The 9630-nt window shown below is 72.4% G+C and carries 7 protein-coding genes and 1 pseudogene; 3 read left to right on the plus strand and 5 right to left on the minus strand.

The genetic code is table 11. From position 1 onward, the window contains the following. The first annotated feature begins 27 nt into the window (after nucleotides 1-27). Nucleotides 28-690 carry a GTP cyclohydrolase II gene (gene ribA, locus ACIQ1J_RS27380; RefSeq protein WP_121750139.1) on the plus strand — a complete coding sequence of 221 codons (663 nt, stop codon included), beginning with the start codon at nucleotides 28-30 and terminating at the stop codon, nucleotides 688-690. A 15-nt stretch (nucleotides 691-705) separates the two neighbouring features. Here ribA and ACIQ1J_RS27385 read toward each other — a convergent pair whose 3' ends face one another. From ACIQ1J_RS27385 to ACIQ1J_RS27395, 3 genes are all read right to left on the minus strand, one after another. After that, the gene (locus tag ACIQ1J_RS27385) at nucleotides 706-1941 is read right to left on the minus strand and encodes a serine hydrolase domain-containing protein (protein ID WP_403560881.1); all 1236 of its coding nucleotides are present in this window, start codon (nucleotides 1939-1941) and stop codon (nucleotides 706-708) included. Nucleotides 1942-2106: 165 nt separating this feature from the next. Beyond that, the gene (locus tag ACIQ1J_RS27390) at nucleotides 2107-3465 is read right to left on the minus strand and encodes an MFS transporter (protein ID WP_403560883.1); all 1359 of its coding nucleotides are present in this window, start codon (nucleotides 3463-3465) and stop codon (nucleotides 2107-2109) included. A gap of 160 nt (nucleotides 3466-3625) precedes the next feature. After that, on the minus strand, nucleotides 3626-4291 hold the full coding sequence (locus tag ACIQ1J_RS27395) for a TetR family transcriptional regulator (protein ID WP_403560885.1): 666 nt from the start codon (nucleotides 4289-4291) through the stop codon (nucleotides 3626-3628). Between the two features lie 160 nt (nucleotides 4292-4451). Between ACIQ1J_RS27395 and ACIQ1J_RS27400 the strand changes: the two genes are divergently transcribed. Together ACIQ1J_RS27400 and ACIQ1J_RS27405 are read left to right on the plus strand one after the other, a co-directional pair. Continuing rightward, a complete protein-coding gene (locus tag ACIQ1J_RS27400; RefSeq protein WP_403560887.1) occupies nucleotides 4452-5330 on the plus strand; it encodes a shikimate dehydrogenase in 879 nt (292 codons plus the stop codon). 15 nt (nucleotides 5331-5345) lie between these two features. After that, nucleotides 5346-7142 (plus strand): bifunctional sugar phosphate isomerase/epimerase/4-hydroxyphenylpyruvate dioxygenase family protein, encoded by a 1797-nt coding sequence (locus ACIQ1J_RS27405; protein ID WP_403560889.1) that lies wholly within the window; start codon nucleotides 5346-5348, stop codon nucleotides 7140-7142. Here ACIQ1J_RS27405 and ACIQ1J_RS27410 read toward each other — a convergent pair. Both ACIQ1J_RS27410 and gnd read right to left on the minus strand, forming a co-directional pair. Then, nucleotides 7129-8695 (minus strand): annotated as a pseudogene (locus tag ACIQ1J_RS27410) (membrane-associated oxidoreductase). The gene ACIQ1J_RS27405 and the pseudogene ACIQ1J_RS27410 overlap by 14 nt on opposite strands. Nucleotides 8696-8748: 53 nt before the next feature. After that, nucleotides 8749-9630 (minus strand): phosphogluconate dehydrogenase (NAD(+)-dependent, decarboxylating), encoded by an 882-nt coding sequence (gene gnd / locus ACIQ1J_RS27415; RefSeq protein ID WP_210961091.1) that lies wholly within the window; start codon nucleotides 9628-9630, stop codon nucleotides 8749-8751.

Raw genomic sequence — 9630 nt, forward strand, 5'->3', positions numbered from 1 at the left:
AGCAGTCTGTTGAGGAACGCGAGAATCATGACAGAAAAAATTGGTGTACTCGGCAAGAAAGCAGCGCAGCGCACGGACGTGGAGCGGGTCGTGGTGACGCCTCTGCCCACCGTGTACGGCGAATTCCGCGCATTCGGCTATTTCGACCACGAGCGCGGTGACGAGCAAGTGGCACTGGTCCACGGCGATCCGGGCGCCGACGGCGTGCTGACCCGGCTGCACTCGGAGTGCCTCACGGGTGACGCGTTCGGCTCCCAGCACTGCGAGTGCGGTGCCCAACTCGCCTGCGCACTGCGGGAGGTGGCCGCCGCGGGCAGCGGCGTCGTGGTCTACCTGCGCGGGCACGAGGGGCGCGGCATCGGACTGCTCGCCAAACTGCGCGCGATGGCGCTGCAGGCGGAGGGCCTTGACACGGTGGAGGCGAACCTCGCCCTCGGCCTGCCGGTGGACGCCCGCGACTACGGCGTCGCCGCCCGCATCCTCGACGACCTCGGGGTGCGGTCCGTGCGCCTGATGTCCAACAACCCGCGCAAGCGGGAGGCGTTGGTGCGCCACGGCATCGAGGTCACCGAGCAGGTGCCGCTGCTGATACCGCCGTGCGAGAGCAACATCACCTATCTGCGCACCAAGCGGGAACGGCTCGACCACCATCTGCCCCACCTGGACGCGGTGGCGCATGTGTCGTCCTGACTCCAGGGGGCCGGATCAGCCGGTGACGGCCTCGTGCACGAGCCGCTTGAGGTCCGGGTAGACCGTGTGCGAGGACTTCGGCCGTACCTGGGTCATGAACTGCACCGTCACATCACGGCCCGGGTCGACCCAGAAGGTGGTCGTCGCCACCCCGCTCCAGCCGTACGTGCCGAGCCCCGAGGGGGCCTGGGTGCGGGCCGGGTCGATCACCACGGAGACACCGAGGCCGAAGCCGACACCGTCGTTGCCGGGTTCGTCGTGCGCCGGGCGGCTGCCGTAGGCGCGCAGGTCGGCGTTGCCGGGCAGGTGGTTGCGGGTCATGAGGTCCACCGTCCCGGGGGCGAGCAGGCGGACGCCGTCGAGTTCGCCCCGGCGCCGCAGGAGTTCCGCGAAGCGGTGCACGTCGTACGCGGACGAGACCAGGCCGCCGCTGCCCGACAGGAACCGCGGCCGGCCCCGCAGCGGCAGCCCGGGGACCGGCTCGATGCCACCGCCGTCCGTCTCGCCGTACAGCTCGGCCAGTCGGCCGGCCTGCTCGTCGGTGACGTGGAAGCCGGTGTCCGTCATACCGAGCGGCCCGAAGACACGCTCGGCGCAGTACGTGTCGAGCGGCTGCCCGGACACCACCTCCACGAGCCGCCCCAGCACGTTGCTGGCCACCGAGTAGTTCCACCGCGTGCCCGGCTCGAACTGCAACGGCAGGCTCGCGTACAGGTCGACCGTCTCGGCCAGGGCCGCACCCGGCCGCACCGACGACTCCAGGCCGGCCGCGCGGTACAGCTCGTCGACGGGGTGGGCGTGGTAGAAGCCGAAGGTCAGCCCGGCGGTGTGGGTCATCAGATGCCGGACGAGAACCGGTCCCGCGGCAGGCCGGGTGATGACGTCGTCCGCGGACCCGGCCACGTACACCCGCGGCTCGGCGAAGGCCGGCAGGTACCGCGCCACCGGGTCGTCGAGCGACAGCCGGCCCTCCTCCACCAGCATCAGCGCGGCCACGGACGTGACCGGCTTGGTCATGGAGTAGATCCGCCACAGCGTGTCGGCCGCCACGGGCAGCCCGGCCGCGACGTCCCGCCGGCCGTGCACGGTCAGGTGGGCGACCCGCCCGCCACGGGCGACGGCCACCAGGAACCCGGGCAGCCGGCCCTCCTCGACCTGTCGGGCGAAATGCCGGTCGAGCCGGACCAGTGCCTGCGGATCCAGCCCGGCCGCACCCGGGTCGGCCTCCTGCCGCAGTGGTGCCGTCACCATCGCCCTCCTTGGTCGTTCGTCGAGGTGGGTCCGGCATACCCCGCGCACGCGACTTCAGGCCCGATGACCCGCCGTACGCGCCGGTGTGCACCGGCGCGCCCCGCCGCGTGACGTTCCGGCGCCACGATCTCGCCCGGGAGGGCGGAGGGCAGCCGCCCAAAGGCGTCAGGCCGTCACCGTCTCCGGCTGCGCCGCCTCCGGGCGGGCACGCTCGCCGAGGGCCTCCGTCGGGACCTTGTGGGTCTCGCGGGCGGAGAACGCGGCGATCACCGGCGGGACGCACAGCGCCGCCGTGAACAGCGCCACCGCAAACCAGTCGTCGCCGTCCGGACCGGCGATCTGCGCGGCGAACGTCACCGCGAACCCGGCCACCGCGAAACCGATCTGGGTGCCGATCGCCACGCCGGACAGTCGGACCCGGGTGGAGAACATCTCGCCGTAGAAGGCGGGCCACACGCCGTTCGCGGCGCTGTAGACGACGCCGAAGGCGACGATGCCCGTGAGGAACGTCAGCGGGTAGGAGCCGGTGGAGATCGCCCACAGGTACAGGAACATCGTCACCGCGCTGCCCACCGCGCCGATCAGGAACACCGGGCGCCGGCCGATGCGGTCGGACAGCGTCGCCCACAGCGGGATCGCGGCGAGCGCGACGACGTTGGCGAGTGCGCCCACCCACAGCATCGCGGTACGGGACATGCCGACCGAGTCGCTGGTGGCGTACGCCAGCGCCCAGACCGTGAAGATCGTGCTGACCGAGGCGATGAGCGCGCCCGCGACCACCCGCAGTACGTCCGCCCAGTGGTCGCGCGCCAGCACCGCCAGCGGCATCTTGGCGACACCCTCCGTGGCGGCCTGCTGGGCGAAGGCCGGCGTCTCGTCCAGCTTGCGGCGGATGACGTAGCCGACGATCGCGACCACGACGCTCAGCCAGAACGGCACGCGCCAGCCCCAGGCCAGCAGCTGGTCCTCGGGGAGCGCGGCGATGGGGAGGAAGACCAGGGTGGCGAGCAGCTGCCCGCCCTGGGTGCCGCTGAGGGTGAAGCTGGTGAAGAAGCCGCGTTTGTGCGGTGGCGCGTGTTCCAGGGTCATGGAGTTGGCGCTGGCCTGCTCGCCCGCCGCCGATATGCCCTGCAGGATGCGGCAGAGCACCAGCAGGACCGGGGCGAGGGTGCCGACCTGGTCGCGCGTGGGCAGACAGCCGATGAGGAACGTCGACACGCCCATCAGGATCAGCGTGAAGACCATGATCTTCTTGCGGCCCATGCGGTCACCGATGTGGCCGAGGAAGAACGCGCCGACCGGACGGGCGGCGTAGGCGACGCCGAACGTGGCCAGCGACAGCAGGGTCGCGGTGGCCGGGTCGGACTCGTCGAAGAAGACTTCCGGGAAGATCAGCGCGGCGGCGCTGCCGTAGATGAAGAAGTCGTAGTACTCGAGCGCACTGCCGATCCAGGCGGCGGTCGCCGCCTTCTTCGGCTGGCCGGGCGGGGCGGCGCCCTGGGACGCGGGGGCGGGGACGGACACGCGTTGCTCCTTCGGGGGACTCCACGGTAGGCGGAGTGAGCGGAGGGGAGAAGTGCCGATCGGCTAATTAACCCACTGGGTAGTTAGTCTCGGTTGGGAAGGGATGTTGCGCGCACGTTTCCCGTGTGTCAAGAGGTTCGTCGCCCCGGAACCGGTCGGATCAGTCCGCCGCGCGCTCCGCCGTGAGGTAGGCGATCACCATGTCGCCGAGCATGGCCCGGTAGTGCTCGCGCTGGTCCGGGGCGACCAGGTCGCGGCCGAACAGGGCCCCGAAGGTGTGCCGGTTGGCGACTCGGAAGAAGCAGAAGGAGCTGATCATCGCGTGCAGGTCGACGGCGTCGACGTCGGCCGTGAACAGGCCGGACCGCTGCCCGTCCTCCAGGATCCGGCGGATCACGTCGAGCGCCGGCGAGCCGATGCTGGCCAGCATCTCCGAGGACGCGATGTGCTCGGCGTCGTGGATGTTCTCGATGCTCACCAGGCGGATGAAGTCGGGGTGCCGCTCGTGGTGGTCGAAGGTCACCTCCGCGAGGCGCCGGATGGCCGCCACCGGGTCCAGGTGCTCGACGTCGAGCTGCTGCTCGGCCTCCCGGATCACGCCGTACGCCCGCTCCAGCACGGCCGTGAACAGCCGCTCCTTGCCGCCGAAGTAGTAATAGATCATCCGCTTCGTGGTGCGGGTGCGGGCGGCGATCTCGTCGACGCGGGCACCGTCGTAGCCGGCCCGGGCGAACTCGCGCGTCGCCACGTCGAGGATCTCGGCCCGGGTGCGGGCGGCGTCACGGGTGCGCGTGGCGGCTCGTGCCGGTTCGTCGACGCTGTTCATCGGGTTCCTCCGGCTGCGGGGCAGGGGCTGCGGGCTGGGGCGTGCCGGTGATTCTAGAAGCCTCCGCCTTCCCATACGCCCCACCCTCCTGCTATGACTAACGTACTGGTTCGTACATTGGTCGCTCGGGCAGCAGCCCGAGCCGCTCAGGAGGTCCCCGGTGGCCAAGGACTCGTATCTCGTCGGGCTGATCGGCTCCGGCATCGGCCCGTCGCTCAGTCCGGCACTGCACGAGCGGGAGGCCGGCCGGCAGGGCCTGCGCTACCTGTACCGGCTGATCGACATCGACACCCTCGGTGTCCGGCCCGAGGCGGTGGGCGACCTGCTGCGCGCGGCCCGGGACCTGGGCTTCGACGGGCTGAACATCACCCACCCCTGCAAGCAGCTCGTCATCGAGCACCTGGACGCCATCGCCCCGCAGGCCGAGGCGCTCGGCGCGGTCAACACCGTCGTCTTCGACGACGCCGGCCGCGCCACCGGACACAACACCGACGTCACCGGCTTCGCCGCCTCCTTCGCCCGCGGGCTGCCCGACGCGCCGCTGGAGCGGATCGTCCAGTTCGGCGCCGGTGGCGCGGGCGCGGCCGTCGCCCACGCCACGCTCACCCTGGGCGCCGGGCGGGTCACCGTCGTCGACGCGATGCCCGAGCGTGCCGCCGCCCTCGCCGCCCAGCTCAACCGCCACTTCGGGGACGGCCGCGCCGACCACGCCGGCCCTGACCGGCTGGCCGGGCCGCTGGCCCGGGCCGACGGCGTCGTGCACGCCACCCCCACCGGCATGGCCGCCCACCCCGGCCTGCCGCTGCCCGCCGAACTGCTCCACCCCGGGCTGTGGATCGCCGAGGTCGTCTACCGCCCGCTGGAGACCGAGCTGCTGCGCACCGCCCGCGCGCTGGGCTGCGCCACGCTCGACGGCGGCGGCATGGCGGTCTTCCAGGCCGCGGACGCGTTCCGGCTGTTCACCGGGCGCGAACCCGACGCCGTGCGGATGCTCGCCGACATCACCGACCTGGCGGGCGCCCTCGGCGCCCCGCAGTAGGGAAGAGGTAGCCGCGTGCGGACGTCCATCGCCACCGTCTCCCTCAGCGGATCCCTCACCGAGAAGCTCACGGCCGCCTCCCTGGCCGGCTTCGACGGCGTGGAGATCTTCGAGAACGACCTGCTGGCCAGCCCCCTGACCCCCGAGGAGATCCGCGCCCGCTGCGCCGACCTCGGCCTCACCATCGACCTCTACCAGCCCATGCGGGACACCGAGGCACTGCCCGAGGGCGAGTTCGCCCGCGCCCTGCGCCGCGCCCGGCACAAGTTCGAGCTGATGCGCAGGCTCGGCGCGGACACCGTCCTGGTCTGCTCCAGCGTCTCCCCGCACGCCGTGGACGACGACGCCCTCGCCGCCGAGCAGCTGAGCCGGCTCGCCGATCTGGCCGAGGACCACGGCGTCCGAGTCGCCTACGAGGCGCTCGCCTGGGGCCGGCACATCAGCACCTACGACCACGCCTGGCGCGTCGTCGAGAGCGCCGGCCACCCCGCGCTCGGCACCTGCCTGGACAGCTTCCACATCCTCTCCCGGGACAGTGACCCCAAGGGCATCGAGGACATTCCCGGTGAGAAGATCTTCTTCCTCCAGCTCGCCGACGCCCCGCTGCTCGCGATGGACGTCCTCCAGTGGAGCCGTCACTACCGCTGCTTCCCCGGCCAGGGCGGCTTCGACGTCGCCGGACTGCTGCGGCACGTACTGCGCGCCGGTTACGACGGTCCACTGTCCCTGGAGGTCTTCAACGACGTCTTCCGGCAGTCCGAGGCCGGCCCCACGGCCGTGGACGCCCAGCGCTCCCTGCTGACGCTCCAGGAGACGGCCGGCCTCGCCGCGCCGCCCGCACCCGCTCCGCCCACCGGGGTCGCCTTCGCCGAACTGGTCACGCCCGACGCCGCACCCGTCTCGGCGGTGCTCGGCGCGCTGGGCTTCGCCCGGACCGCGCGGCACCGCGGCAAACCCGTCGACCTGTGGCAGCGGGGCGACGCCCGCGTCCTGGTCAACACCGGACCGGCCGAACGCCGCGACGGCACCCGGCTGGCCGCCGTCGGCCTGGAGTCGCCGGACCCCGCCGGGGCGGCCCGCCGCGCCGAGGCCCTGCTCGCTCCGGTGCTGCCACGCCGCCGCGCCCCCGGCGACGCCCCGCTGGAGGCGGTCGCCGCGCCCGACGGCACGGAGCTGTTCCTCTGCGCCACCGAGCGCCCCGGACTGCCCGACTGGCGGGCCGACTTCGAGGACACCGGCGTGCACGCCGAGGCAGGGGCGGCCTGGCGCGTCGACCACCTCTCCCTCACCCAGCCCTGGCACCAGTTCGACGAGGCGGCGCTCTTCCACCGCGGCGTCCTCGGACTGCGCCCGCAGGAGAGCGTGGACGTCGCCGACCCCTACGGCCTGCTGCGCAGCCGCGCCGTGTCCACCGACGACGGCGGGGTCCGCATCGTCCTGACCGTCGGCGCGGCACCCACCGACGACACCGCGCACGCCCAGCACATCGCCCTGGCCACCGACGACGTGGTCACCGCCGCCCGCCGCTTCCGCGCCGCGGGCGGCCCGCTGCTCCCGATCCCCGGCAACTACTACGACGATCTCGCCGCCCGCTTCGAGTTCGCCGACGGCGAGCTGGAGACGTACCGGGAGCTGGGCATCCTCTACGACCGCGACGCGCACGGCACCTTCCGGCACTGCTACACGCACACCGTCGGCCGGGTCTTCTTCGAACTCGTCCAGCGGGACGGCGGCTACCGGGGCTACGGCGCGGCCAACGCCCCGGTCCGGCTGGCCGCGCAGCACGCGGTGCGGGGGTTCACTGGCGGCTGACGGTGCGGGTGACCCCGGCGACGACGGTGGTGGCCAGGATCCAGCCCATGACGATCAGGACGTAACCGAGGTACTGGTACCAGCCCTCGGGCGCGAACGCGCTCTCCTGACCGAAGGAGATCACCGGCAGCAGCAGGTCCAGCGTGTAGAACACCGGGTTGAAGTCGGGGGACTCCGCGGGTCTGAGGGGCGGCGGGTGCCGCAGGCCGTACGCGGCCGAGCCGACCGCGAGCAGCGACAGCAGCCAGCCGCCGGCCCGCAGCGGACGGAAGCCAGCCGCCGGCCCGCAGCGGACGGAAGCCGTAGCCGACGGCGGCGTCCTGGAGCAGTCCCCGGACCCGGCCGTACCAGGGCAGGGTGCGGCGGTGCCGGCGCTGTTCGGCGAGCTGGACCAGCCTGGCCGCGTCGTCGTCGCCGATCCGGCGGTAGGAGGCGGTCAACTGCTCGTAGACGAAGGGCAGACAGCTGTCGCCGCGCTCCAGCATCGGCAGCCGCCGCTCGGCGGGTTCGTGCGGGATGAGCGACGTGTAGGTGACGTCGTTCAGCTGGACCCAGTGCGGTACCGCCTCCGGTTCGACGAACAGCACCTCCACCTGGGAGCGGCGCAGGTTGAGGGTGCCCTCCACCGTCGGGCACTGGCGCAGCCACAGTTCACCGATCACGCAACTGCTCGCGCGCAGCGCGGTTCCCCCGGGATTGACCAGGCGCGCCTGCGACAGGTCCAGCCGTCCGGGTATGCGCGCACCGCGGAACTCCAGCCGGCCCCGCACCGCGGAACTCCAGCCGGCCCCGCACCGCGGAACTCCAGCCGGCCCCGCACCGCGGAACTCCAGCCGGCCCCGCACCGCGGCGTGCCGCATCAGCACGTCGGCCTCGGTCGCGAGCGTCTCGGCCTGCAGGGCGGTGCCGTCCGGCCGGTCGAGTACCGCGTCGGTGAGGTTGACCGTCCCGGCGACCCTGGCGCCGTCGAGCCGCACCGTGCCCCGGGCCCGGAGCCCCGGCGCCCACAGGTCGGCCCCCAGCACCGCCTGGTTCAGCTGGAGCACCGGCCCCTCGGTGTCCGGCGCGTGGATCTCCGTGCTCTCCAGGTAGAGGCTGCCGGTGATCTCCGCACCGCCGAGCCCCACCATCCCGCCGAACCGGGCGCGGGTCAGCCGCAGTACGCCGTCCACCCGGACGGCGTGCGAGATCAGGCCGGGCAGGACCGACTCGCTCAGGTTCACTTCGCGCAGCCGGGCCGCGTAGAGCCTGGGCACGTCGTCGAAGTGGCAGTGCCGCAGCCGCACGGGGTGGTCGACCGTCGCGTACGCCAGTTCCAGCGGCCCGGTGACGCGCGCGCCCGCCAGGCTCAGTGCGGCCACCTCGCCGTCCGCCCGGGGGCCGTCGAGCAGCAGTGCGCGCAACACGCTCGCGCGAACGGTCTGTTCGGTGCCCCAGGCACCGCCCTCGGCCGGGTCCTCGTCGTCGGCGGTGCGGAAGTCCACGGCGGTGCCCGTGGCGAACGCCCGCCAGACGCGCGCCTCGGCCGGTGTCAGGTCATTGATCTCCCTCAGGGATGGACTCTGACCCGAACCGGCCGATCATGTCAACGCGCTTCAGGTGCCGCCTACTTCTTGGCGGCCTCCACCGCGTGCCCGCCGAACTGGTTGCGCAGCGCGGCGATCATCTTCATCTGCGGCGAGTCGTCCTGCCGGGACGCGAACCGCGCGAAGAGGGAGGCCGTGATCGCGGGCAGCGGCACGGCGTTGTCGATGGCCGCCTCGACGGTCCAGCGGCCCTCGCCGGAGTCCTCCGCGTAGCCGCGCAGCTGGTCGAGGTGGTGGTCCTCGTCGAGGGCGTTGACGGCCAGGTCGAGGAGCCAGGAGCGGATGACGGTGCCCTCCTGCCAGGAGCGGAAGACCTCGCGGACGTTGTCCACGGAGTCGACCTTCTCCAGCAGCTCCCAGCCCTCGGCGTACGCCTGCATCATGGCGTACTCGATGCCGTTGTGGACCATCTTGGAGAAGTGACCGGCGCCGACCTTGCCCGCGTGGACGTAGCCGTAGGGGCCCTCGGGCTTGAGGGCGTCGAAGATGGGCTTGAGGTCGTCGACGACCTCCTTCTCGCCGCCGACCATCAGGGCGTAACCGTTCTTCAGGCCCCACACGCCGCCCGAGACACCGGCGTCGACGAAGTTGATGCCGCGCTTGGCCAGCTCCTCGGCGTGCTTCTCGTCGTCCGTCCAGCGGGAGTTGCCGCCGTCGATGACGGTGTCGCCGTGCCTGAGCAGGTTCGCCAGCTGGTCGACGACGTGCTGGGTGGCGGCGCCGGCCGGGACCATCACCCAGACCGCGCGCGGCCGCTCCAGCTGCTCGACGAGGTCGACCAGACTGCCGACGTCGGCCCGCTCGGGGTTGGTGTCGTATCCGACGACGGTGTGGCCGGCGTTGCGCAGACGCTCGCGCATGTTGCCGCCCATCTTGCCGAGACCAACAAGACCGATCTGCAT

This window comes from Streptomyces sp. NPDC097107, from assembly GCF_044762405.1.
Lineage (GTDB): Bacteria > Actinomycetota > Actinomycetes > Streptomycetales > Streptomycetaceae > Streptomyces > Streptomyces thinghirensis.

Coding starts and splice junctions, on each gene's coding strand:
- ACIQ1J_RS27395 (WP_403560885.1), bottom strand. CDS start 4,291: ATGAACAGCGTCGACGAACCGGCACGAGCCGCCACGCGCACCCGTGAC.
- ACIQ1J_RS27385 (WP_403560881.1), bottom strand. CDS start 1,941: ATGGTGACGGCACCACTGCGGCAGGAGGCCGACCCGGGTGCGGCCGGG.
- gnd (WP_210961091.1), bottom strand. CDS start 9,630: ATGCAGATCGGTCTTGTTGGTCTCGGCAAGATGGGCGGCAACATGCGC.
- ribA (WP_121750139.1), top strand. CDS start 28: ATGACAGAAAAAATTGGTGTACTCGGCAAGAAAGCAGCGCAGCGCACG.